Below are 23321 nucleotides of genomic sequence, written 5' to 3'. Positions count from 1 at the left end.
TACTATACCTTTGAGGCGCTGTTTCTCGTATGGTATTCGTCATATAAGCACCTATATCCTTTAATTAGTAATAAAGGCGAAGGTAGCCTATAGCCTATAAATACATTATTAAAGAAGTAGAAAAACCAAAGAACTCTACAAAAGTTACTTTAGATAATATTTTTGGAAAAGTGTAAAATAAGCTGCACTTAATGAAGATGAAGGACCTTTGTTAGTTTTATGAAGGTCTCTGTTTTATACTTGAATGGTCTTATATACACAAGAAATACGTGCAAATGTTTAATCCTGTGAACATTTGATGGAGCTTTATGCATTTTTATATAAAAAAGTGAAACCTTTTGGTATGATGAAACGTAGGAACATATATGGAAATCATATATGAAAAAACATATGTGACGTTAGTCATTTAGTGGAGGGAAAGCAATGGTAAAAAAATTATTGGCCGCATTTATCGCATTAGCGGTTGTGTTTTCACCAGTCGGTGGATCGCTTATTCATGACGGTTCAAACGTAGCAAGCGCAAAAGGGTATAAATCAGGAAAGCGCTCTTTTGACAGCGGAAGCAATAACCAATCAAGCTTATTTAAAAACAATAACAGTAATTCAGTTAAGCAAAACAATACGTCTAAAAACTCATCATCTAAAAGTACAGCGGCTAGCTCAAAGCGCGGCGGCTTAATGAAAGGTCTTTTAATGGGAGGAATTGCGGGCTTATTATTTGGAAGCTTGCTATCTAGCTTAGGACCATTAGGCCCAATTTTAGGCTTTATGGTAAACATGCTTGTGATTGTCGCTTTAATTCTTCTTGTAGTAAAGTTATTCCAAAGCGTACGTAGCAACAAGCGTAAAAATGAGGAAGTGAAATCTTGGAGACAATAAAAATTTCTGAACAAGATATTATCAATGCGATGTGCCTATATATTGCAGAAAAAAAACAAGTTCAGCCTCAAGAAGTAGAGATTGAGCTAATGTATGATGATGACTACGGTTTTTCAGCAGAGTCATACGTGCATGATCGTAAGCAGGTTCATATTACTTTGAACATTATTGAAGCGCTGCGCTTTTGGCTGGATACGGAAATGAACGTAGATCCATACGCAGCAGGACTAGAACTGGAATTAGACGATGAAGAAGGCATTATCGCTTTTGCAAAATTAAGTCGATAAAGAAATCATAATAAAAAACCCGCTCACTTGAGCGGTTTTTTTTATTATGATTTTAACTGTTCGTTGGAACTGGACTTATCGCGTTTTTTAGTGAAAAACCACCAGTTGGCATCTCCAAGCAATTTCATAAGAGAAGGGACAAGAAGCATTCTGACAATCGTTGCATCGATAAATATAGCTAAGGCAATTCCTACACCCATTTGTTTAACAGGCGTTACGTCTGTAAAAGCAAAGGCTCCTGTAATGACAATCATGATTAAAGCAGCGCTTGTGATGATTTTACTAGTGGAAGCTAAGCCTTCTACCGTTGCCACATTATTATCGTGGGTTTGATGATACACTTCGTGAATGCGCGAAATCAAAAAGACTTCGTAGTCCATGCTAAGCCCAAATACAAGACCGAAAACAAAGACCGGCAGCACTAAAGCAATATTAGATTCGGTAAGACCTAAATGTCCATTTTGAAACAGCCATACAAGTAAACCAAACGTAGCTGTTAGGCTTAAAATATTCATAATGATAGCCTTTAAAGGAATGAGGACAGAACGAAAAGCAATCATTAAAATGACATACGTTGAAAATAAAACAAGAGCCAAACCATATGGAGCTTTTTCATAAATTTCATCGAATATTTCTTGTTCAAATTTTGGATAGCCGCCAATATGAACGGTGAGCGGTGAATGTTTCTCTTTCCATTTTCGAACAAAATCTTTTGCTTGATCTGAATTTTGGTCTGTATCTAGCGTAGCTTTTATAAGCATATAATGTCCGTTAATGAACGAATCTACAGATGGCTTTGTCTGCGCACTTATCTGCGGGTTTTCCAGCATAGCTTGAAGCTGATCACTCGATTTTACATTTAAAGCGGTAGAAATAGAATCGACTTGCTTAACTAACGAATCTCCCTTTAATTGTTTTATAAAAGTAAAGGCATTTGTTAAAGGCTTTTCATTCAGCATATCTTGCTTAGCTTCTAGCACAAAATAAACGTCTGCCGTGTTTTTATTTATAAACGTATCGTTATACGTGTCAAAAGCTTGACGAGACTCGTATTTTGTTGGCAGCGCTTCTGAAGACGGTATTTCTAGATGCATGTCTCGAACGGGAATAAGTGCTACTAACAGAATGATAAGAGAAACAATCGTCATAGTTACAGGCTTTTTCATGACAAATGTAGCGAATGAACGCCATCTAGACTGACCGCCTTGTTCACTGACTTTTAAGATGCGTAAACGATTAATGCGTGTACCTAATATAGCAAGTATGGAAGGAAGCAGCGTAAGAGCTGAAAACACAGCAATAAAAACAACAGCCATTCCTCCAAGAGCGACGTTTTGAAAAATATCGACTTGAATAAACAGCATTCCCGCTAATCCAATAAATACGCATAATCCTGAGAAGATGACCGAGCGTCCCGCTGTTTGAATGGTGATTTTGATTGCTTTTTCTATCGATTTTGTTTGAATTTCTTCTTTAAAGCGATTAATAAATAAAAGGGCAAAGTCAATACTAAGAGCTAATCCAATCATTGGAATCACATTTAAAATAAAGATGGACAGCTCTGTGTACGGATGAAAGAAATAGACAACGCCCATGGTGGTGACAACGGTTACAATTCCTATCATGAGAGGAATTGCAGCGGCTACCACGCTGCCAAAAGCTAGAAGAAGCACAACTAAAGCAACAGGAATACCGATGGCTTCTGCTTTTGCTAAATCTGCTTGGCTTGCTGTATTCATATCTTTTTCAATAATAGGACCACCGGTTAATTTTACACTAACTTCTTTTTCATCAGCTGAAAGAGTTCTGATCTTTTCCACTCGTTTATCCATCATTCCATCATCGTGATTAAAGTGGATAATTCCATACGCTGTGCTTCCTTTTATCATCTTGTTAGAAGCCGTTGGTATGTCAACTTTCGACGCGTCTGATTTGTCCTTTGCTTTTTGCATATACTGAGCGATCGTTTGCTGGAATTTCGAGTCAGAAACTCCGTCTTTTTTTTCAAACAAAACGATGATCTGAGCTTCGCTAACATCAAATTTATTAACTAAAAGCTGCTCGGTATCTTTATACATTCCTTTCATTTCAAATCCGTTTCCTCCCAGCACAGAAGGAAGCTTAGCCGCATAAAAGCCAAATCCGACAATTAGGATGATCCACAGTATTAATAAAATTTTTCTGCCCGCATATAATGCGTTCGCTACTTTATTCATATTAACCTCCAATTTTTTGTACAGTTACTAGACTATTTTATACTAACAGTTATTGTAATTAGAAGAAGTATTGTGTTTTTTTGTTTTTCTTGCCTGAAAAAGCTTTTTAGATAGATGCGCAGGGGTGTTTCCTCAGTAAAATCGTGTTTATGTTTCAGGAGATTTAGGGAACACTGTACATAAATGCACGAAGGGGGATTTAAAAAGATGCAAATGAAACAGCCAGCTAAAATGACGAATAGTTATGGGTGTAAAAATGAGTATGATACATTAAAACGTGTGGTCGTTTGCCCACCTACATATATGAAAATTGAAGAAATTATTAATGAAACACAAAAGCATTATGCGGACGAAAACATTGATGAGAGCTTGGCTTCAAAGCAGCACCGTCAATTTGTCGAATGCCTTCAAAAAGAAGGGGTTGAAGTCATCGGGCTATCTGCACAAGAGCCATTTCCAGAACAAGTATTTACGCGGGATATTGGCTATACGCTCGGAGATACCGTTATTGTCACGAAAATGGGCAGCGAAATTCGAAGTGGAGAAGAACAAGTGCTAGCCGATTGGCTGCAGCAGCAAGGTATTCCTTTCCATCAGGTACCGGATCATCCCATTGAAGGTGGAGATGTGCTGATTGATGGACAAGCTATTTTTATTGCGCTCAGCGACCGTACAAGTAAAGAAGGCGTGGAGCATATCCAAGAGCTGCTTCCAGCGTATGAGGTTGTTCCGATTCCTATTGATCGGTCTTATCTTCATCTTGATTGTGTGTTAAATATTTTATCACCTACAGAAGCGCTTGTATTTTCACCTGCTTTACATGAGAAAGAATTAAATTTACTTCGCATGAAATATGACTTAATTGAAGTAACAAAAGAAGAGCAGTTTACGATGGGAACCAATGTATTATCCATCGGTAATCAACGGGTGATCAGCCTGCCAATGAATACAGAAGTGAATGAAGAGTTAAGGAAACGAGGCTATAAAGTGATTGAAGTTGATATATCTGAAATTATTAAGTCCGGCGGTTCTTTCCGCTGCTGCACTATGCCTCTTGAACGAGTGTAAAAAGCTTAAAAAGAAAAAAAGATCTTGGCGATAGCCAGGGATCTTTTTTTTGAGGGATGTTGTATAAAATTTCAAGTGAAAGGAACATTAACCTATATAAGCTGTTGAAGGAAAGGAGTGATAAACATGGCAAATCGTAATCCTATTTTAGTTCAAGGTGCTGAACAGCTTCTTGATCAGTTAAAAACGGAAATCGCGGGAAGACTTAACGTTCAGCTTGGTGCTGAACAAACGGCTCGTGCAAATGGTTCTGTTGGTGGAGAAATGACGAAGCATCTTGTTGCAATGGCGCAACAGCAATTAAGTGGTGCACAAGGACACATTCGCTAGTCTGCTCTACATAAACACTCTGATGAAAAGTTCTGGCTCTTTTGAGCTGGAACTTTTTTTGTGTAGAAAACATCATTCTACTTTCTCTTGGTCGTTTGATTTGAGATTTCGCTTGAAATTCTCCACTTTCAAGGTTGAAAAGTGCATAAAATGGGAAAAGAACAAAAAAAGAGAAAGTAGAGGTTTACCATGAAAAAGCTATTATCATTTGGAAAAAGTCTTGGTAAAGAAATTCAAGAAGACCAAGCAACGGGACTAGCGGCTGAGCAAGCCTATTATTATATGCTATCATTATTCCCTATGCTGATTTTACTGATATCGATTGTTCCGTATCTATCTATTAAACCGGAAGAGGCAATCGATGTCCTTCAAAGCGTTATGCCGGGAGAAACGGCTGCAATCTTTAAAGATAACGTAGCTCAATTTGTAAGCCAACCAAACGGCGGGTTACTGACTGTAGGGATTTTAGGAACCATTTGGTCTGCTTCAAACGGTATGAACGCCTTTATCCGTGCAATGAACCAAGCCTACGACGTGAAAGAACAGCGCTCGTTTATTAAAGTAAGAGGCTTGTCCATTCTTTTAACAATTGGATTAATTGTAACAATTGTTGTATCGCTTCTTTTACCAGTGTTCGGAGGGGTTTTGTTAAATTGGATAAGCGAATGGTTTTCTCTTCCTTCAGGTACAACAGTGGTTTTAAATATTCTGCGCTGGATTATCGGTGTCGGCATTATGGTACTTGTTTTATCCGTATTATACAGATTAGCTCCAAACAAAACGTTTCCTTTTGCCCATGTATGGCCCGGAGCGCTCGCTGCTACGCTGTTATGGCAGCTGACATCTTTAGGGTTCTCATTTTACGTAAGCAACTTTGGCAATTATTCTGCTACTTATGGAAGCTTAGGAGGCGTGATTGTTCTGATGCTTTGGCTATTTTTAACGGGGTTAATTCTCGTTATTGGAGGAGAGATTAACGCTATTTATCACCGAAACAAAACGGCTGCGCCTCCTAAAGATACGTCTCAGGCGATGTAATAAAAAAGGAAACCTTTATAGAGGTTTCCTTTTTTAACGTTTAAAGCTATTAACAAGCTGTTTAAATGAGTTGGCTGTATATTTGACCGAATCTTTTTTGTACTGTACATCGGTTTTAATAGCTGCTTGTGTTACTTTTAAATGATTTGTTTTTTCTTTGATATGATCAGTTTCATTTTGAAGATGTTGAGAAGTGGCATTTACAGAGTTCACAGTTGGCTTGATTTTTTTATTAAATGATACGCCTGCGTAAATAAGATACGCGAGTGATGCCAAAACAACAGCTAAGCTTATATAAACAATAATCATCGGTGTGCCTCCTTTGTACGTATTTATATTTATATAGGTGAGAATAAAATATATACGAATATCATCCTCTTTATTTAATTGTTATACCCATTTTTAATCAAAACAAACAAAAGTCTGCCGAGAAGACAATATATTGGATTTTTTCTGAAATTTCATTCATCATTACATATAGAGTTACCCTGAAAGGAGAGAGAAGAAGAATGCCGTTAGATCCGCATATTCAAATATTTCTAAATCAATATAATGAAATGCCCCGTCCTTCTTTAGAGGACGTTACCCCCCCACAGCTGAGGGAAATGGAAAAGATGTCTTTAACTTCTTCCAAAGAAGCAGTTAAAAAAGTATATAATAAAGACATTGAACTAAATGAACGTACGCTCACTATACGAGTGTATGAACCTGAAGGAACAGGGCCATTTCCCGCTCTTGTTTATTATCACGGAGGAGGCTGGGTATTAGGAAGCCTGGATACTCATGACTCCATATGCAGGTCGTATGCAAATGAAACGAACTGTATTGTAGTGTCTGTTGATTACCGTCTTGCTCCTGAGAGTAAATTTCCCGCTGCAGTAAACGATGCCTATGACGCCTTGGAGTGGATTTCAGCTCACGCGTCTCAATTAAATATCGATTCAAACAAAATTGCCGTCGGAGGCGACAGTGCCGGTGGCAACCTTGCTGCGGTTGTAAGCATTTTAGCAAAACAAAGACAAGGTCCATCCATTGTTCATCAGCTGCTTATTTATCCGTCTGTAGGATTTAAAAATCAGCACCCTGCCTCTATGAAAGAAAATGCTGAAGGATACCTTCTTTCAAAAGATCTCATGGATTGGTTTCGCCTTCAGTACTTAAATAATAAAGAAGAAGAACAGCATCCCTATAACGCTCCGGCATTACTAGAAGATTTATCGAGTCTACCGAGCGCTACCATTATTACAGCACAGTATGACCCTTTAAGAGATAGCGGAAAAGACTACGCGGACGCATTAAAAAATCATGGTGTCCCCGTCACCTATGAAAATTATGAAACAATGATTCACGGGTTTTTAGGATTTCATGAATTTGTCCCACTCGCTCAGCAGGCGATTAATAAAAGCGCAGCTCAACTGCGTCAAGTATTTGATTCTATTTAAGGCGAAAAGATATACAATGTCGTAAATTATATGAATTTGGGAGAAGCAGCACATAGATGTGCTGTTTTTCTGTGTTGATAGGGAGAAAAAGTTAGAGAATTATAAAAATGGAAAAAGAATATATTAAAGAAAAACAATAACTACTGAAGCCGTTCTAATTAGAGTGGCTTTTTCTTTGTTTAAAATAAATCTAGTAAATAAAAACTAAATCAACAAAAAATTATGTAAGAGCAAGCAGGAAAAATAAAAATTATTTAGAATAACTTAATTTGTTATAAATGTGACTTTTTTCTTATTTATTGGTATTTTATGTTTTTATATACATAGAATATATTTATTTTTTTATATTAAAAAAGGAGGAATAAAGTATGAAAAAACTACTAAGTTGTTTATTGGTTTTCGCTTTTGCATTTGGGTTATTTGGAAGTTTTTCAGGAAATAAGGCGGAGGCAGCATTCACAGAAAGTAAAACATTTACGTACAATCTTGAAGTGAAAAAATCTAATACTACTGTTAACAAGATTCATCATGAATATATGTTTGATTGGATTTTTCCTACAGGATCAGGAATTTTAATTACAGATGCTTACTATAAGTTCAATAAGTCAGGAAATATTGAGCTGGTTGACTTGAAACCTAGTGCTAAAGTGACGTGGCCGTTTTCTTTAGAAAAATCAGGTCAAAAGATTTTATCTAAAAAACCAGCATCCACACAAGCAGGGTATACAACACATCAAATACTGTATAGCTTGAAGCTTGTAAAGGTACGTGAACCATATACAACTGATATAACATTTACAAAAGGTGCTGCTGTAAAAGGCAAGAAAGATACTTATAAAATTAAAGCAGTATTCAAAGTGACAGGAAGAGATGATATTTAATTGGGTAATGAGAGTTGATCTTAGGATTGACTCTTTTTATTATGTTTTCATGTGTAAATTAAATCCTGTATTAAATGATAAAAGATTTAATACAGGAAGAGTTATTTAATGAGAGTAAAGATGTACATAAATAGCATATAGCATGCTAACTTGTGGGAAGTAGATGAAAGTGTAAATATGAGTGTAATTAAATTGGTTAATCAACAGTTATTATCATTAACTTGAGGTCATATAGAACGGCAGGTTATAGCAAAAAAAATAGGTGTTAGCAGGATTACATTATATAAGCGGTTGAAAAATCCTGGGTTTAATGCATAGATTGATAGAAGAATACAAAAGTTCAAAGACTTTGGTGAAGTGTTAATAACCTTCAAGTTACATGAGACAGTACATACCTAATAGTGATTAGCATCAGTCTCACGTGATAATAATGTCAGAGGTAAAACACTTGAATACTTCACCGCTCGTACGCTAGGTCGCTCAGTAGATAAGGCAAAGCCTTACTATTAACACTGAAACTAAAGCTAATACAAAGGAAGAGTAAGAGTAAAGGACTCAGAATATGATGTTCTGGTATAGGATTGGAGAAACTAACAGTAATTTCAATTTAAGTTAATAAAACCATAAAGGCCACATTTTTATATAGTAAAAAAGACTTTATTACTTTATAATAATAGTACTAAAGTAATAGGTGGTGCTATATGAAGTTTAATATGTTAAAAGTTTTCTTAATTGCAATTTTAGCAGTTGCTGTTATTTTGCCATTTTCTAAAGCAGATACAACTCAAGCTGCTTCAACGAAAACAGCATACGTGGATGTTAGCAGTGGGAGTCTTACTGTTAGAAGCGGTCCAGGAGCTAATTATAAAAAAGTGGGTTCTTTAAAAAATGGTGTAAAAACTACAGTTTATTCTCAAACTAAAACGGGATGGTCAGAGATTAGATATAATAAGCGGAAAGCCTATGTATCAACTAAATACTTAAGATTTTATTATAATATGTCTCAGAGCACAGCAAAAAGCATTACAGACAGAGTAATTAATATGCAAAGAAAAACTTGGGAAAGAAATTATACCAAGCAACAGATTTATTCAATTATGAATCCGGGATTCACGACAACTTACATTGACAAGTTTTTTAAAGAGCAAATGTACAAAAGCGGAAAAGATAGGTACGGGAATCAACTGTATCATCAAATTGAAACTGAAATATTCGGTTACAATATAGATAATTTTGAGTGGTATGCTAAGAAAAAACCAACTATTCAATACTACATAAAAGATAATCAAGAATATTTAGTTGTTTCTCAATACCTCCTCGATGAAGAGTCTGGAAATCATTGGACTTACTTATATTTGTCAAAAGCAAACTCTAAATCAACCTGGAAGGTTTATGATATTAGTAGAAAATATGACTAACCAGTATCAGTCAAAAAGTCCTTTCCTTAATTGGATTGGGCTTTTTTACTTCTCAATTTTCTCGTATAATTGATCCATTTTAACATTCAAAACGTCAGCTAACTTAAGTGCTTTATCTATGCTAGAATAAACTGAAAAAGAAGAAAAGAAATTCTTGAGGTTATGGAAAGTATGATAATGGATTATAGAGAAGAATGTATGGGGAATATTGGCGATTTTAACGGAAATTTATTGGGAAATAAAAAAAGAAATATAATTGAAAAAATAACAAAAATAACCTATTTTATGGTATTATTTACTCGTTGAAGGACTGGTACTGTGACAGAGAAATTGTAGGGGTTAAGCTTGAGCTTCCTTAAATATGCCATAACGTAATGAACAATAGTTGCAGACCCAACCAATTAATTATGAACTTAGAAAAAGTAATCAGCCAACTTAGTTTATCAGTTTAAAGTAACGCTATATAAAAAGAAATTTAAGGTACTTCTGGTTGTGGCTTCAATTAAACAAAAGGGGAGAATTCTGTGAAAAAGCTGCTAATTGGTACTGCTTTATTGTCTTTGAGTTTGACTATGGGTGCTTGTGACAGTGATGAGAAGGAAAATTGATTCACTAGAGAAGAAAAGTGTAGCTGAAGCACATAAGAGGAAGTCTGAAGGCAAAGATTTAGATAAAAAGTCTGAATCTCAGCAAATTCAAAACGAACAGAAAGATTTACGTACGTATAGTGTAAAAGCTGAAAAAGAAAAAAAAGCTAAAGAATTAGCAGAGCAGAAAGCAAGAGAAGAAGCGGAAGCTAAACGTCAAGCGGAAGTAGCTGAGCAACAAAGACAACAAAAGATTGCTGAACAACAACGTATCGCAGCGCAACAAGCAGAAGAACAAAAGAAACAACAAGCTCAAGTAGCACAAAGTCAACAGCAACAAACAAATGATGAAGAACTATCTCATGCGGACCAATATGAAGAACCTGAAGTAAATGAAGATATTTCTGCTCCAGATCAATACGAAGAAGAGGTTCGTCAACAACAAGAAGAAAATTTCACAGACGAAACAAAGCAACAAATTAATCAAGAAATGGAAGAAAACGATGGATATAGCTCTACTCTATGGCGATGTGATCAAGTGTTATATGGAGTACAAGAAGGATACATTTCAAAAGAAGAAGCAGGAGATTGTTTGAAATGACCCTATAACTAGAAGAATCTTTCTTGGAATATTTTTCTTGATACTATTGATAAAAAAACTATATAAATGGTACAATAGACTTATAATACTATAGCGGAACGTTGTTTTAACAGGGTTTATACGTTTTAAGTAAGGTGATTTTTTGAATGATAAAAAACAAGTAGGTCAGCTGATTCAAGATCTGCGAAAGATTGCGGAAATGACAACTGTCGAGTTATCAGAAGGAATTTGTACAGAAGAAGAGCTACATCGATTTGAACAAGGTGAAATTCATGCAAGCAGTGAAGTTCTCTATCATTTATCGAAACGCTTAGGGGTTCCGATGAATTATTTCTTTGAAGCAGGAGAGCTAACGCCCAACGATTATTCAAAAGAAATTAAATCGACCATTAGGCATTATATACGAAAACGCGATTATGAAACCGTGTTACATATGGTGAACAAAGAAAAAGATAATCCTATGTTTCAAGATCCTTTTCACGCACAATTTTTCCTATGGCACGAAGCCATATGTGATTATTATATTGGAAATAAATTTGAACAAGCGCTTCGTAAATTGGAAAAAGCCATTGCGTTCACGCGTACGAGCGAACAGTTTTATTCAGAAAAAGAGATTGCTATTTTAAATAGTATTGCCATTATTTACGAAGAAGAAGGTCATTTAAAAAAAGCGTTCAGTACGTTTATGGAAGGATTGCAGCATATTGCTTTGCTTCCTAAGTTAAAAGATCCTCTTGTCAAAATTCGAATTTTATATGGATTATCGCATGCGCTTTTGCAAATGGAACGTTATGAAAAGTCGGTTAAATATGCACAAGCAGGACTAGAGCTGTGTATTCAGCATGAGACGCTTTATTTATTAGGAGAACTGCACTATCAAATTGGAGAAGCACTCTGTCAGCTTGGTGAGCTTAAAGAAGGAATAGCCTACCTCGAAAAAGCTATTACTGTTTTTGAAATTGAGCAAAATGAAGCGTTTGTGACCATTATTAAAGAAGAGATGTCTAAATATCAAGATAAAAAAAAGAAGAGCTGATCGCTCTTCTTTTTTTTATCTCCAATACACTGGGTGTGGGTAAAATGGCCGAGGGCGAGGGTAAAAGTAAGGAGGATGGTAATAAATGGGACGAGGATAAGGGTAAGGATAAAATGGCCGAGGGCGAGGATATGGATAATAACCATAAGGGAATCTTTCGTCAGCTTCTTGGGGATTCGAATAATAATCATAGCTATATGGATACTCTTCTAAAGGTTGTTCCGGGTAATATTGATAATTCACTCTTTTCACCGCCTAAGTTTTTATGCTTTTTACTGTATTCATTATAGAAAGAATTGGAGTATGTACCCATCAAATTTTCCCTTTAAAAATTCGACGGGAGATAAGAAATATTTTAATAATAAAAAGAAATTAGGTTTCCTTTTTATTTTTTTGTAAGGTATCTGCTGTGTGAGTCAAAGTAGGCAGTTCGAAGCTTTTAATAAAAGAGGCGTAAGCAATCGTATCTTTAATAGGATTTACATAAGATAATGGTTGACCCCGGTAGCTGAAATTAAATGTAATCCAAGCAAAATCTTTATTATTGTTGGAAATCAGTTTTGCATTATGTATAAAAGCAGATGCGGCAATCATCGCATCTGGGCCTTTAATTTTTTTATTGGGTTCTATTTTAGCTTTTCTGCGAATTTGAGCTGCTAGCTGTGCAATTTCACTTGTAACGTCCACAATCTTATCTGTCATATCGTAAATATAATGATTTTTTACTGCTTGGACTTGAGGATTTGTTTCTACTTCCCAATGTGACAGAAGTTCTATTTCTACAACGGTAGGCATTAAAAATTCCGCGTTATTTGAAATAAGTTCATTAATATATTCCACAACTTCTGGATAATTAAGCGCATGTGAAGCCCAAATGTTTGTATCAATGATTACTTTTTCATCCAACACAAACCGTTCACTCCTCTCTACTAGCCATTCGTACCAGCTCTTCTAACCCAAAAGGTGAGTAAAGAGCCGCAGATTCTGAAAGCTGATTGCTTAATAGAAGCTTTTCATATTTAGTTAATCTAGTTTTTGCAGATTTTATGAGCTTTTCTTGTGTGCCATTTAATGTTTTATCTTTTTTATCGTACGTGCGTAGAACTTTATTTTGAGGTTTGTATTTAAGATTTTTTTATTCATAGGGGGTGAGGAAGGTGATTGCGGCGAGGGTTTTGTGTGAATTTTTCCATTTATTTTTATTTTGAAGTGCTTCTGAACTTCCTTGCTGTATGTTGATTTTTTGTCATCTACCAAGCGCTGTGCTTTCATGATATCCCTGCCTTTTATATAAATTTATATAGTATATGTGATGAAGTTTTTTCTTACTATTCCTTTTATATAAAAAGATCAAAAAATTAGCTTCCGGGAGTTATAAAATTAACTAATGTTTGCCTCGTGGGTGATAATCTCAGCGAATACCGGACAAAGGTTTAAAAACATGATATCGTGTAAGAGAAATAAATCAGTATAGGTTAGAGAAGGAACTACAAAAAAGGGGATGCAAAATGAAAACAGAAAAACAAAAAATGCTGGATGGAGAATTATATTTTTCCGCTGATCCGCAATTAATAAAAGAACGTGAAAACGCTCGAAGATTAACAAGGCTTTATAACCAAACAACAGAAAGGGAAGAAGAAATACGTACAAACTTATTAAAAGAACTGTTTGGTTCTACGGGAAGTGCTCTTTGCATTGAGCCTACTTTCCGCTGTGACTACGGTTCTAACATTCATGTTGGAGAAAATTTTTATGCTAACTTTGATTGCGTACTTTTAGATGTATGTGAAATAAGAATAGGAGATAATTGTTTTCTTGCACCAGGTGTACATATCTATACAGCAACTCATCCTTTACATGCCCTTGAAAGAATTTCAGGAGCTGAGTTTGGAAAGCGCGTAGAAATAGGAAATAACGTCTGGATTGGGGGAAGAGCCGTTATTAATCCTGGAGTGAAAATAGGCAACAATGCGGTAATTGCTTCGGGTGCCGTTGTGACAAAAGATGTTCCTGATAACGTGGTAGTCGGAGGCAATCCAGCAGTTATAATCAAGCATATTGAAAATTAAAGAATAACCAAAGAGCTTTTGCATTGTAAAAGCTCTTTGGTTATACAATGTTTTATTGCTGATTTGGCTCGTCCTCATTTATAATGTTTCGATAAAATGTAAAAATCTACATATTTCCTTCCCGGATCATCCATACTTTATTGACAAAGGAAAATTAATCATGGTATATTATCTTTAATTAAAGATATTTAAATTAAAGATAAATAATAAATGATAAACTAGACGAGTTATCCGGAGGAATGTAGAATGAATCACTTAAAAGGAATACACCACGTAACCGCTATTACAAGCAGTGCAGAAAAGAATTATGAATTTTTCACCTATGTGTTAGGCATGCGCTTAGTCAAAAAAACGGTCAATCAAGATGATATTCAAACGTATCATTTGTTTTTTGCAGATGATAAAGGAAGCGCCGGAACGGACATGACTTTTTTTGATTTTCCAGGCATCCCGAAAGGTTTTCACGGAACAAATGAAATTTCAAAAACATCTTTCCGCGTTCCAAATGATGCGGCTTTAGACTATTGGATAAAGCGCTTTGATCGCTTAGAAGTAAAGCATACGGGGATTCAAGAGCTATTTGGGAAAAAGACGCTTTCGTTTGTTGATTTTGATGATCAGCAGTATCAGTTAATTTCTGATGAAGGAAATCAAGGAGTTGAATCAGGCACTCCTTGGCAAAAAGGCCCTGTACCTCTTCAATACGCTATTACGGGACTTGGTCCTATCTTTATTCGTATCGCCGAGTTTAATTACTTTAAAGAAATGATGGAAAAAGTCCTTTTATTTAAAGAGATTGCTCAAGAAGGAGATCTTCACCTATTCGAAGTAGGAGAAGGAGGAAACGGGGCGCAAGTAGTAGTTGAACATAATGAAAAATTTCCGCAGGCTCAGCAAGGATTTGGAACGATTCATCACGTTGCTTTTCGCGTAGAAAATCGACAGGCTCTTGAAGAGTGGATTAACCGAATGCCAAGCTTCGGTTTCCATACGTCTGGTTATGTGAATCGTCACTTCTTTGAATCGTTGTATGCAAGAGTGGCTCCGCAAATTTTATTTGAATTTGCGACAGATGGACCAGGATTTATGGGAGATGAACCTTACGAAACGCTCGGAGAAAAATTATCACTGCCTCCGTTTTTAGAGCCGAAACGTGCAGAAATTGAGAAGCTCGTGCGTCCGATTGATACAGTAAGAAGTACAAAAGAGTTTATGAAAGAATAGTACACAAAAAACACTCAAATAGCTATTTGAGTGTTTTTTGCTGTTTCAAAGATGAATCAGCTTTCAAAACGCTAAAAAAGAACGTGTTTTTGATATTTTCTACTTATATATATACCTGTCGCGAATGTTTACTTGAAACTGCCAATGTTCTACAAGGAAGGAGTAGGAGTGGGTTGTGCATAGCCTTCTTTATATTTTTCATCGATGTCTTTGCGGATATCTTTTATTGATTTGCCTCGGTTATAGTCGAGCATAGCTTTAGCTGCAATTTCTATACACAATCCGCATTTTGTTCCATGATCATCCCAGACAACTGCTCCATTTCTTTTGTTTTTAAAAATAAAGCAGTCATAGCTGTTTTTGTGATTCGCTTCCATGCCACATCCGCAGTAGCAAGGGATTTTTTCAAGTAGTTCACGATTTTTAGCAACGGATAGATAAACTAGTTTCATATCTTTAGGCTGGTTCTTCAAAAACTGTGGTAAAACATCTGCTCCTGGAGTCTCTTCGCGAATATCAGCAACTGCAGCTTTATGATGTTCATGACCTGAATGTGCAGAAGAGTTTGTAGCAGAAGAAGTTGTTGTATTATTTGAACAAGCGGATAATCCAATACTTGTAGCGAGAATCCCCAACAAAATAATTGATTTTTTCAATATAATTAACATCCTTTCATGTAAAAATAAATGATAGTTGCATCATACACGGCAGTTTATCTATGTAGATAATCAAATACCTGCTTGTTTATATCTAATTCTCTATAAGTATGCAGAGCGGTTATCGTGTATGATAGAGATGGACGAGGAAAAAATATGAAGCATGAATTTATCATAAGGTGCGTTTTGTAAGTAATTGGACAGAAGGAGAAAGTGAACGGAGGTTAAACAGTAGTGAGTGAACAAAATCAACGTCTTTTTGAATATATTTTAGATAATTCAGCCTCTATCAGTGAAGAATGGCTGCGCCAAAGAAGTAATATTAAAGGATCGATTTACTCAAAGGACGCAGACGCTTCAGTTGAGAAAAAGCTGCGCGAGCAGCATCGTTATACGATCGAAACAATTGCGAGCGGCTTTCTTGACGATCAAGAGATTTTTAAACAACGTATGATGAAATGGACGACGGAAGTAGTAAACAGCAGAATTAAATTTGATACGCCGATTTACGAGGTAGTAGAAGCGCTAAGTAAAACAAGAAAAATTATTTGGACGTACGTCAAAACATATAGTCTGATACATTCATCTATTACAAAAGAAGAGATACTGTCTTGGAGTGAAGTTTATCATACAACATTTGATAAACTCATTAATGAATTCTCCGAACAGTATTATAAAATCACGAGGCAAAAAATAAGTCTTCAGCAAGAGCTAATCGACGAAACGAGTTTTCCTGTTATTCCAATTGTAGATCACATCGCGGTCTTGCCTTTGGTAGGGCTTATTGATGAAATCAAAGGTGATTCTATTATCGAGGTTGTGCCAAAAAGATGTGCAGAAAAACATATAAGGCATCTAGTCATTGACTTATCGGGTGTAAATTATGTAGATACGTATGTCGCTCACAAATTTTTTGACTTAATTAACATTTTGCAGCTGCTAGGCATCCATGCGATTATGTCAGGAGTGAGTCCTGACATGGCTCAGACGGCTGTTAATGTAGGAATTAGTTTTAACAAAATTGAAACGTTTGGGCATTTAAAACAAGCTCTCTCTTCGCTTGGTGTAAAGAAAAAAGAAGAAGAATAAAGTATAGAAATGCTAGATCGAAACGGAACTGTTTGAGACCTTTACTTTCAGTTCCGTTTTTTTGTTTGTCTATATTCTGTATATGAAAATACAAAATGATATTCTGCTGCATTCAAAATCTTGTAAGCATGCCTTACAAACTCCTTTTCACATGGAGAGAAATGGAAGATACTAAGAAGCAAACCAACGGCGGTTTTCTATGCCAAACGTCTCGTTTAGCTCAAGAATAGAGGTGTAAGGAGCAGAACAAGAGAAGTACATAATGAGATAGTTAAAGTTTTAGGTAAGCACTGATAAGCCGTGTGATTAAGGAGGAGTTCTATGAAAATAATTTATCTTCTTTGCCTGCTTCCGTTTGTAGGAATATTAGGTTTATTGCCTTTTGTTAACAAAGTGACGCCGTTTATTTTAGGGATGCCTTTTTTTCTCTTTTGGATTGTTATGTGGGTAATCCTTACGTCTTTTATTATGGGCATTGTGTACAAGCTCGATCCTGCTGTTAAAGGAGGAGATAAATAATGAATACCGCTCTGATTATTATTTTTGGTTTTTTACTTTTAGCTATTTATCTTGGAATTCGAGCTACGCGAGGCAAAAAAATGGATTTAGAACAGTGGAGCGTAGGCGGCAGAGGTTTTGGAACTGTTTTTGTCTTCTTTTTGATGGCGGGTGAAATCTATACTACTTTTACGTTTCTAGGAGGAAGCGCTTGGGCATATGGAAAAGGAGGGCCAGCGTTTTATATTTTAGCCTATATTTCTTTAGCGTACGTGTTAGGGTATTGGATTGGCCCGCAAATATGGCGATATGCGAAGCAGCATAAGCTCATGTCTCAGCCGGATTTTTTTGTTTCAAAATACAAAAGTCCGTTTCTTGGCATCGTTGTTTCATGTGCAGGGGTGCTGGCGATTGTTCCTTACATTATTTTACAGTTCAAAGGCCTAGGTATTATTGTATCTGAAGCTTCTTATGGCTCTATCTCTTCAACTGCAGCTATTTGGATTGGAGCCATATCACTAACGGTTTACTTAATGATATCAGGCATACATGGTTCCGCGTGGACGGCTATTGTTAAAGATATTATGATTTTTATTGTCGTCTTATTTTTAGGAATATATATGCCGTTTCATTACTACGGAGGCTTACAGCCGATGTTTGAGGCTGTGCATCAAGCAAATCCAACGTTTCTTACTCTTCCCAAGACAGGTCTAAGTATTTCGTGGTTTATTTCTACAGTCATGCTGACCGTATTAGGATTTTACATGTGGCCGCATACGTTTAATGCAACGTATTCAGCTGAAAACGAGAATGTATTTCGAAAGAATTCTATTATAAGTCCTATTTATACGTTAATGCTGCTTTTTGTCTTTTTTGTAGGGTTTACTGCTCTTATGCAGGTACCTGGACTACAAGGCGCAGAAGCGGACTTGTCACTGCTTCGTCTTTCCATTCAAACATTTGACCCGTGGATTGTCGGCTTTATTGGCGCAGCTGGTTTATTAACAGCGCTTGTGCCTGGATCGATGCTTTTGATGGCAGCTTCTACGTCACTATCTAAAAACGTTTATGGCGTTCTTGTTCCCTCAGCGACGGGCAAACAAATTTCGATACTGGCTAAATGCTTCGTACCGGTTATTGCGCTTGTTTCAGTCTATTTTACCCTTCATGGAGGGAATACGATTGTAACGCTTTTACTAATGGGCTACAGTATTGTGACGCAGCTGTTTCCTGCTTTTATTTTTAGTTTAATGAAAAATAATATCGTGACTAAATACGGGGCATGTGCAGGTATTGTTGCCGGCATTGCGTCTGTGATGTATATAACAATTACTGAAACAACGCTTGGCACGTTGTTTCCTGCGTTGCCACAAATCATTAAAGATACAAATGTCGGCGTTATTTCTTTATTTATTAATTTAGTGGTATTAATGGTGGTCAGTTTAGCAACGAAAAAAATCGCCGCACAGCCGCATTTTGAAAGCGGGGCGGTAGATGGAAAACAAATTTTGTGAAAATCTTTTTCCAATTGCGTTTTAAGAACAACATGAAGGGTATAAAAGTAGTGCATCACCAAAATGTTCAATATGGCTGCAAGATATAAGCAGCCTTCTCGATAAAATGTAACGATTGCGTTGTTTTTAAACATAGGTAACGAGTGTAAAAAGCAACAAGACGTATGCCACAAGCGGTGTACGTCTTTTCTATGAAAGATATTTACCTAAAAAAGGAGATGATAACATGACATCTGAAAAAGCATTTGAGCAAAAGAAAGATCTTTTAATGAATCAAATTATTGAATCAGGTTATTTTAAAGCAGAAGACGGGAGACATTTGTACGAATTGAATTTAAGTGAACTAGAACAAACGCATCACGATCTTCAAAACCAAAAGGTAAGAGAAATATAATTAAAATCTTCCAGATTATTAGAAATTCAGCTGACTTGGTATATATGTGTAAGCACCAGCTGTTCAGGTTGTTCCTCCGCGGCTTTTTGCTTGAAAGCAGGCACTTTTCTTTTTCCTCCGGTGCGTTTACAGCCTCGCTGTTTCCAAACATACTCCTCAAACATATAACTCAACACTTAAGAAATAGGCGAATAAAAACAAAAAAAGCGCAGCTTCTGCGCTTTTTTTGTTGAGTTAAAAACGAGTGGAGGCCGCTGTTTTTTTAGGTTTGTTCATTGCTTTTTTTAATACTTCAGAAAAATAGGGCTCTCCGCTAGGATTTTGCTGTCTTAGCAAGTCAATGGTTCCTTTCACGTCATCCATAGCTCTGTGAGCGTGCTCTCTCTCAATATCATGATGGTCAAGAAGCGTTGTTAGTTTTTTATTAGGAAAGCCGTACTCTTTCCATTTGACAGCACGCATAGAGCAGTGCCATTTTTGGTTAAATAAAGATGGATACCGTTTTAAAAGAAAACTGCGATCGAAAGAAGCATTATGAGCGATGATAGCCGAAACGCTAGTTAACAGCGATTCCACTTTTTTATCGTCTAATGTTTTATTTTTGACCATCTCATTTGTAATTCCCGTTAAGTTTGTAATATACGGGAAAATGGGAGTTGAAGGCATATTAAATTCTTCATATTCTTCTACAATGTCGATTATTTCTCCGGTAGAAGAATCGTAAGAAACAACAGCAATTGCTAATTCGATAATATCGCATGTTTGCGCACTTAATCCCGTTGTTTCAACATCTAAAACGGCTGCTAATTTCACTTGTTCAGTTGACAACTCGTCGCCCTCCCTTTCTATTTATCATTCTACTAGCTTATCATTTTTTAACAGAAAACGTTAGTAAAAAAGATGAGGGAGCACGTACATGGATTTATTTTATACGCCTGCGTGGAAAAGGAATTTACTTTTTTAAAGGAGATGACGATAGCAAAGGAGAATAGTAATATTTACTCATCTAAATTAAGTCTTCATTGAAAATAATGAAATGAAGGAAGAAGGGGATCGTTATCATGCAATTGCTGTATATGGTACTTTTTCTTGTCTTAATTTTTTGGGGAATTACATCTTTTATTCATTACAGGAATCAAACTATTAAAGTTCGTTTGAACAAACATTATACGAATGCAGTAGAATGGATTGAAGCCGTTAAACAAGAGCTAGAAAAGCAAGGGAAATCCGTGAGTTATGAAGGGGATTTCTTGTTTAAAATTGATGAAAAACCTTATGAAATCGCAGCGCGTAATATGTCTATTTGGAGCATGTCGCTCTATCATATCCTGCTGCAGCGTCAAAAAGAACATTCTTAAATTTACTTGCATACAAAGATTATCACTTCTCGTCTATTGAGAAGTGATTTTTTTTATCTTTCTGTATCCATAATGGGGAATTTTTTGTTTTTATATAATAGTAATACAGAAAAGATAGTTCTAATTTCCTAAAAAATACGCTTCATATATTTTTAGTTTTGGTTATCTATTTGGCATGGAATTTGCATATGTAAGAAGGGTTTATCAGACATTTTAATTGTCAGGAAAAGAAAACTAGTTACATACTATAAAACTATTTTACATTATCTACTAGAATCAAAAAATTTTAATAATATAGTAAAATGTAGTTGACCTTCCTAGTTTTAGAATATAAAATAAATCTTGCTAATAGTTTGAAAATTCTAAAATGGAGGGGTTTACTTGAAAAGCTGGAAAAAGATTTTGGGGACATCTTTTCTTGCCACAACTGTTACATTAAGCGGAGTGGGGCCAGTACTTATGAACGGAAGTACTGCTTCAGCTAAAACCGCACAATCGGAGGAACTTCCGAGTTCACCAATTGATATGAATACAGTACCGGAAGAAAGATTGGCTAACGCACTGAAAAACCAAGGAGTCATTTCTCAAAGTGCAACACCGCAAGAAGTGAAGAAAGCCGTTACTTCTTACATAAACAAAAAAGATGCACATAAAGAGAGCATGAAGGGACATAGAGCTAGCAAAATTGATTTGAAAGCGAAAGAAATGCAAACAAAACAAAAAGAAAAGTTTCAACGAGGCGAATTTGCTAATATTAAGTCTCAAGGAAACAATTCGGGGAACGGGGTAAACGTTAAACCTGCAGCTCAGGCCAAATATAACGGACAAGTGAGAAAAGATAAAGTTCTTGTTCTTTTAGTCGAATACGCAGACTTTAAGCATAACAATGTCGTTCAAGAACCTGGTTACATGTATGCAAAAGATTTTAATCGAAATCACTATCAGCAATTAATGTTTGGAAAGAAAGACTTTACGCTATTTAATGGTAAGAAAATTAAAACGTTTAAACAATATTATGAAGAACAGTCTGGAGGTAGTTACACAGTAGATGGAACGGTTTCTGACTGGTTAACTGTACCTGGAAACGCAAAAGAATACGGAGCAGACAATCCAGCGGGAGGAAACGATAATGCGCCTGGATCTAAAGGGCCTCGTAATCTTGTAAAAGAAGCGCTTGCTGCAGCTGCAAAAAGCGGCATTAACCTTTCAGATTATGATCAGTTCGATCAATATGATATCGATGGAGACGGCAACCGCAATGAGCCTGACGGCATAGTGGACCACTTAATGGTCATTCATGCTGGAACTGGGCAAGAAGCAGGTGGAGGTAAACTAGGAAACGATGCTATTTGGTCTCATCGCTCTACTTTGGGACAAGTGTATAAAGTTCCTGGAACAAACATGGCTGCTTATGATTATACAATTGAACCAGAAGACGGAGCAGTTGGCGTTTTTGCTCATGAATTTGGCCATGATTTAGGTTTGCCCGATGAGTATGATACACAGTATACGGGTCAAGGTGAGCCGGTAGGCGTTTGGTCAATTATGAGTGGAGGGAGCTGGGCTGGTGAAGTAGCTGGAACAGAACCGACAAGTTTCTCCCCGCAAAATAAAGAGTTTTTCCAAGCAAATATGGGTGGAAACTGGGCAAATATTCAACAAATCGACAGCAAAAACATTACAAAATCGGGCTCTGTGAGCGTGGTTGATCAAAGCGTGACAAAATCTAAACGACCGGGTATTGTAAAGATTAATTTACCTAAAAAAGCTGTTCAAGGGATTAAGCCAGAGTTTGGAAGCAACTACTACTACAGTAAACGCGGAGACGATCTGCATACGACAATGACGACGCCAGAGTTTGATTTAACAGCAGCTCAAACAGCTAAATTCAATTACAAAGCGTTCTATGAAGTAGAGGCAGAATACGATTACTTATATGTAAATGCAATTCTTCCTGACGGCTCAAAAGTTCTGTTAGATACAATTGGTGATAAAGCGAACAATGCAGATGGTTCTGCTGAAACATCTAACGGAAAATGGGAAGATAAAAGCTATGACTTAACGCAGTTTAAAGGTAAAAAAATCAAGCTTCAATTCGAATACGTAACGGACGGAGGACTTGCTCTTCAAGGATTTGCACTTGATAATGCCAGTTTAGTAGTAGATGGAAAAACGGTATTTACGGACGATGCTGAAGGAGCGCCAAAAGTAACGTTAGATGGATTTGAAAAGACAAACGGCATCAGCTATAAAGACAACTATTATTACCTTGAGTGGAGAAACTATGCAGGCAGCGATAAAGCACTTCAATTCGCGCGAGGTGCAAAATATAATACAGGCATGCTGCTTTGGTACGCAGATGAAAGCTACCTTGATAACTGGGTAGGACAGCACCCAGGTGAAGGATTCCTTGGCGTAGTTGATTCCCATGCTCATAAAGTTCTTTACTTTAATGTGAATGGGATTAGCACAACAGCAAATTCAAGCCGATATCAAATTGCAGACGCGGCGTTCTCATTTGATAAATCACCTGCTTGGTCATATTCCCATAAAACGTGGGGAACTATTTCATCTAAAGAATCAAATGGAGTTACAAGCTTCAACGACAAAAAATCGTATTTAGATGAAAGAATTAAAGATGCAGGCCGCTTGCTTCCTCAAAACGGATTAAAATTAGACGTAATTGGTGAAGCAAAAGACAATTCAGCTGGTGCTGTATGGATTCATAAGTAAAAT

General features: G+C 36.4%; 24 protein-coding genes. 19 read left to right on the top strand and 5 right to left on the bottom strand.

Features of this window, described 5'->3' with window-relative positions; translation table 11 throughout:
• The first annotated feature begins 423 nt into the window (after window positions 1-423).
• Both MMB69_RS13275 and MMB69_RS13270 read left to right on the top strand, forming a co-directional pair.
• Window positions 424-879, top strand: a complete 456-nt coding sequence (locus tag MMB69_RS13275; RefSeq protein WP_013056993.1) for a hypothetical protein — start codon at window positions 424-426, stop codon at window positions 877-879.
• Window positions 867-1166: a YxcD family protein gene (locus tag MMB69_RS13270; protein ID WP_013056994.1), complete on the top strand. Its 300-nt coding sequence runs from the start codon at window positions 867-869 to the stop codon at window positions 1164-1166. The genes MMB69_RS13275 and MMB69_RS13270 overlap by 13 nt, the downstream gene beginning before the upstream one ends.
• Window positions 1167-1210: 44 nt before the next feature.
• Here the strand turns inward: MMB69_RS13270 and MMB69_RS13265 are convergent, their stop codons facing one another.
• Complete coding sequence (locus tag MMB69_RS13265) at window positions 1211-3382, bottom strand: MMPL family transporter (protein ID WP_277447859.1); 2172 nt, start codon at window positions 3380-3382, stop codon at window positions 1211-1213.
• Window positions 3383-3589: 207 nt separating this feature from the next.
• Between MMB69_RS13265 and MMB69_RS13260 the strand changes: the two genes are divergently transcribed.
• The 3 genes from MMB69_RS13260 to MMB69_RS13250 all read left to right on the top strand — a co-directional run bounded on the left by MMB69_RS13260 (window position 3590) and on the right by MMB69_RS13250 (window position 5818).
• On the top strand, window positions 3590-4450 hold the full coding sequence (locus MMB69_RS13260) for a dimethylarginine dimethylaminohydrolase family protein (RefSeq protein WP_144645032.1): 861 nt from the start codon (window positions 3590-3592) through the stop codon (window positions 4448-4450).
• A gap of 126 nt (window positions 4451-4576) precedes the next feature.
• On the top strand, window positions 4577-4780 hold the full coding sequence (locus MMB69_RS13255; RefSeq protein WP_013056997.1) for an alpha/beta-type small acid-soluble spore protein: 204 nt from the start codon (window positions 4577-4579) through the stop codon (window positions 4778-4780).
• Window positions 4781-4969: 189 nt separating this feature from the next.
• Window positions 4970-5818, top strand: a complete 849-nt coding sequence (locus tag MMB69_RS13250; protein WP_043982400.1) for a YihY/virulence factor BrkB family protein — start codon at window positions 4970-4972, stop codon at window positions 5816-5818.
• A gap of 33 nt (window positions 5819-5851) precedes the next feature.
• Here the strand turns inward: MMB69_RS13250 and MMB69_RS13245 are convergent, their stop codons facing one another.
• Window positions 5852-6127, bottom strand: a complete 276-nt coding sequence (locus MMB69_RS13245; protein WP_025752355.1) for a hypothetical protein — start codon at window positions 6125-6127, stop codon at window positions 5852-5854.
• Window positions 6128-6327: 200 nt separating this feature from the next.
• On the opposite strand from MMB69_RS13245, the gene MMB69_RS13240 reads away from it, so the two are divergent.
• From MMB69_RS13240 to MMB69_RS13215, 6 genes are all read left to right on the top strand, one after another.
• Window positions 6328-7260, top strand: coding sequence for an alpha/beta hydrolase (locus MMB69_RS13240; RefSeq protein WP_221783107.1), 933 nt, complete (start codon window positions 6328-6330; stop codon window positions 7258-7260).
• A 368-nt stretch (window positions 7261-7628) separates the two neighbouring features.
• Window positions 7629-8141, top strand: coding sequence for a hypothetical protein (locus tag MMB69_RS13235; RefSeq protein ID WP_221783109.1), 513 nt, complete (start codon window positions 7629-7631; stop codon window positions 8139-8141).
• Between the two features lie 701 nt (window positions 8142-8842).
• The gene (locus MMB69_RS13230) at window positions 8843-9559 is read left to right on the top strand and encodes an SH3 domain-containing protein (RefSeq protein ID WP_221783111.1); all 717 of its coding nucleotides are present in this window, start codon (window positions 8843-8845) and stop codon (window positions 9557-9559) included.
• A 588-nt stretch (window positions 9560-10147) separates the two neighbouring features.
• On the top strand, window positions 10148-10747 hold the full coding sequence (locus MMB69_RS13225) for a hypothetical protein (RefSeq protein WP_221783113.1): 600 nt from the start codon (window positions 10148-10150) through the stop codon (window positions 10745-10747).
• A gap of 142 nt (window positions 10748-10889) precedes the next feature.
• Window positions 10890-11783 (top strand): helix-turn-helix domain-containing protein, encoded by an 894-nt coding sequence (locus tag MMB69_RS13220; protein ID WP_221783115.1) that lies wholly within the window; start codon window positions 10890-10892, stop codon window positions 11781-11783.
• Between the two features lie 44 nt (window positions 11784-11827).
• Complete coding sequence (locus MMB69_RS13215) at window positions 11828-12073, top strand: hypothetical protein (RefSeq protein ID WP_221783116.1); 246 nt, start codon at window positions 11828-11830, stop codon at window positions 12071-12073.
• Window positions 12074-12155: 82 nt separating this feature from the next.
• Here MMB69_RS13215 and MMB69_RS13210 read toward each other — a convergent pair whose 3' ends face one another.
• A complete protein-coding gene (locus MMB69_RS13210; RefSeq protein ID WP_221783117.1) occupies window positions 12156-12692 on the bottom strand; it encodes a PIN domain-containing protein in 537 nt (178 codons plus the stop codon).
• A 599-nt stretch (window positions 12693-13291) separates the two neighbouring features.
• Between MMB69_RS13210 and MMB69_RS13205 the strand changes: the two genes are divergently transcribed.
• Both MMB69_RS13205 and MMB69_RS13200 read left to right on the top strand, forming a co-directional pair.
• The gene (locus tag MMB69_RS13205) at window positions 13292-13852 is read left to right on the top strand and encodes a maltose acetyltransferase domain-containing protein (protein ID WP_221783118.1); all 561 of its coding nucleotides are present in this window, start codon (window positions 13292-13294) and stop codon (window positions 13850-13852) included.
• Between the two features lie 246 nt (window positions 13853-14098).
• Window positions 14099-15076, top strand: coding sequence for a ring-cleaving dioxygenase (locus MMB69_RS13200; RefSeq protein WP_221783120.1), 978 nt, complete (start codon window positions 14099-14101; stop codon window positions 15074-15076).
• 149 nt (window positions 15077-15225) lie between these two features.
• Here the strand turns inward: MMB69_RS13200 and MMB69_RS13195 are convergent, their stop codons facing one another.
• The gene (locus MMB69_RS13195; protein ID WP_013083117.1) at window positions 15226-15732 is read right to left on the bottom strand and encodes a PCYCGC motif-containing (lipo)protein; all 507 of its coding nucleotides are present in this window, start codon (window positions 15730-15732) and stop codon (window positions 15226-15228) included.
• A gap of 234 nt (window positions 15733-15966) precedes the next feature.
• On the opposite strand from MMB69_RS13195, the gene MMB69_RS13190 reads away from it, so the two are divergent.
• From MMB69_RS13190 to MMB69_RS13175, 4 genes are all read left to right on the top strand, one after another.
• Entirely contained in the window at window positions 15967-16821 is an 855-nt protein-coding gene (locus MMB69_RS13190; RefSeq protein WP_221783123.1) for an STAS domain-containing protein, read from the top strand.
• Window positions 16822-17142: 321 nt separating this feature from the next.
• A complete protein-coding gene (locus tag MMB69_RS13185; protein WP_013083119.1) occupies window positions 17143-17340 on the top strand; it encodes a DUF3311 domain-containing protein in 198 nt (65 codons plus the stop codon).
• Window positions 17340-18833, top strand: coding sequence for a sodium:solute symporter family protein (locus tag MMB69_RS13180; RefSeq protein WP_047750990.1), 1494 nt, complete (start codon window positions 17340-17342; stop codon window positions 18831-18833). Before MMB69_RS13185 ends, MMB69_RS13180 begins: the two co-directional genes overlap by 1 nt.
• Window positions 18834-19059: 226 nt before the next feature.
• Complete coding sequence (locus MMB69_RS13175) at window positions 19060-19227, top strand: Fur-regulated basic protein FbpA (RefSeq protein WP_081085234.1); 168 nt, start codon at window positions 19060-19062, stop codon at window positions 19225-19227.
• 234 nt (window positions 19228-19461) lie between these two features.
• On the opposite strand, the gene MMB69_RS13170 is transcribed toward MMB69_RS13175, so the two are convergent.
• Window positions 19462-20055: an exonuclease domain-containing protein gene (locus MMB69_RS13170; protein WP_221783125.1), complete on the bottom strand. Its 594-nt coding sequence runs from the start codon at window positions 20053-20055 to the stop codon at window positions 19462-19464.
• Between the two features lie 233 nt (window positions 20056-20288).
• On the opposite strand from MMB69_RS13170, the gene MMB69_RS13165 reads away from it, so the two are divergent.
• The gene (locus tag MMB69_RS13165) at window positions 20289-20585 is read left to right on the top strand and encodes a hypothetical protein (protein ID WP_013057017.1); all 297 of its coding nucleotides are present in this window, start codon (window positions 20289-20291) and stop codon (window positions 20583-20585) included.
• Window positions 20586-20966: 381 nt separating this feature from the next.
• Window positions 20967-23318, top strand: a complete 2352-nt coding sequence (locus MMB69_RS13160; protein WP_221783127.1) for an immune inhibitor A domain-containing protein — start codon at window positions 20967-20969, stop codon at window positions 23316-23318.
• Window positions 23319-23321 lie beyond the last annotated feature (3 nt).

This window comes from Priestia sp. P5 (genome assembly GCF_029522155.1).
Lineage (GTDB): Bacteria > Bacillota > Bacilli > Bacillales > Bacillaceae_H > Priestia > Priestia megaterium_E.
The sequence above is the reverse complement of the archived record's forward strand: the minus strand, read 5'-3'. Positions and strand labels throughout refer to the sequence as shown.

Excerpts from the sequence above, each read along its gene's own strand:
- MMB69_RS13275 (WP_013056993.1), top strand. The coding sequence starts at position 424 with ATGGTAAAAAAATTATTGGCCGCATTTATCGCATTAGCGGTTGTGTTT.
- MMB69_RS13265 (WP_277447859.1), bottom strand. The coding sequence starts at position 3,382 with ATGAATAAAGTAGCGAACGCATTATATGCGGGCAGAAAAATTTTATTA.
- MMB69_RS13260 (WP_144645032.1), top strand. The coding sequence starts at position 3,590 with ATGCAAATGAAACAGCCAGCTAAAATGACGAATAGTTATGGGTGTAAA.
- MMB69_RS13255 (WP_013056997.1), top strand. The coding sequence starts at position 4,577 with ATGGCAAATCGTAATCCTATTTTAGTTCAAGGTGCTGAACAGCTTCTT.
- MMB69_RS13250 (WP_043982400.1), top strand. The coding sequence starts at position 4,970 with ATGAAAAAGCTATTATCATTTGGAAAAAGTCTTGGTAAAGAAATTCAA.
- MMB69_RS13245 (WP_025752355.1), bottom strand. The coding sequence starts at position 6,127 with ATGATTATTGTTTATATAAGCTTAGCTGTTGTTTTGGCATCACTCGCG.
- MMB69_RS13240 (WP_221783107.1), top strand. The coding sequence starts at position 6,328 with ATGCCGTTAGATCCGCATATTCAAATATTTCTAAATCAATATAATGAA.
- MMB69_RS13235 (WP_221783109.1), top strand. The coding sequence starts at position 7,629 with ATGAAAAAACTACTAAGTTGTTTATTGGTTTTCGCTTTTGCATTTGGG.
- MMB69_RS13230 (WP_221783111.1), top strand. The coding sequence starts at position 8,843 with ATGAAGTTTAATATGTTAAAAGTTTTCTTAATTGCAATTTTAGCAGTT.
- MMB69_RS13215 (WP_221783116.1), top strand. The coding sequence starts at position 11,828 with ATGGCCGAGGGCGAGGGTAAAAGTAAGGAGGATGGTAATAAATGGGAC.
- MMB69_RS13205 (WP_221783118.1), top strand. The coding sequence starts at position 13,292 with ATGAAAACAGAAAAACAAAAAATGCTGGATGGAGAATTATATTTTTCC.
- MMB69_RS13200 (WP_221783120.1), top strand. The coding sequence starts at position 14,099 with ATGAATCACTTAAAAGGAATACACCACGTAACCGCTATTACAAGCAGT.
- MMB69_RS13185 (WP_013083119.1), top strand. The coding sequence starts at position 17,143 with ATGAAAATAATTTATCTTCTTTGCCTGCTTCCGTTTGTAGGAATATTA.
- MMB69_RS13180 (WP_047750990.1), top strand. The coding sequence starts at position 17,340 with ATGAATACCGCTCTGATTATTATTTTTGGTTTTTTACTTTTAGCTATT.
- MMB69_RS13175 (WP_081085234.1), top strand. The coding sequence starts at position 19,060 with ATGACATCTGAAAAAGCATTTGAGCAAAAGAAAGATCTTTTAATGAAT.
- MMB69_RS13165 (WP_013057017.1), top strand. The coding sequence starts at position 20,289 with ATGCAATTGCTGTATATGGTACTTTTTCTTGTCTTAATTTTTTGGGGA.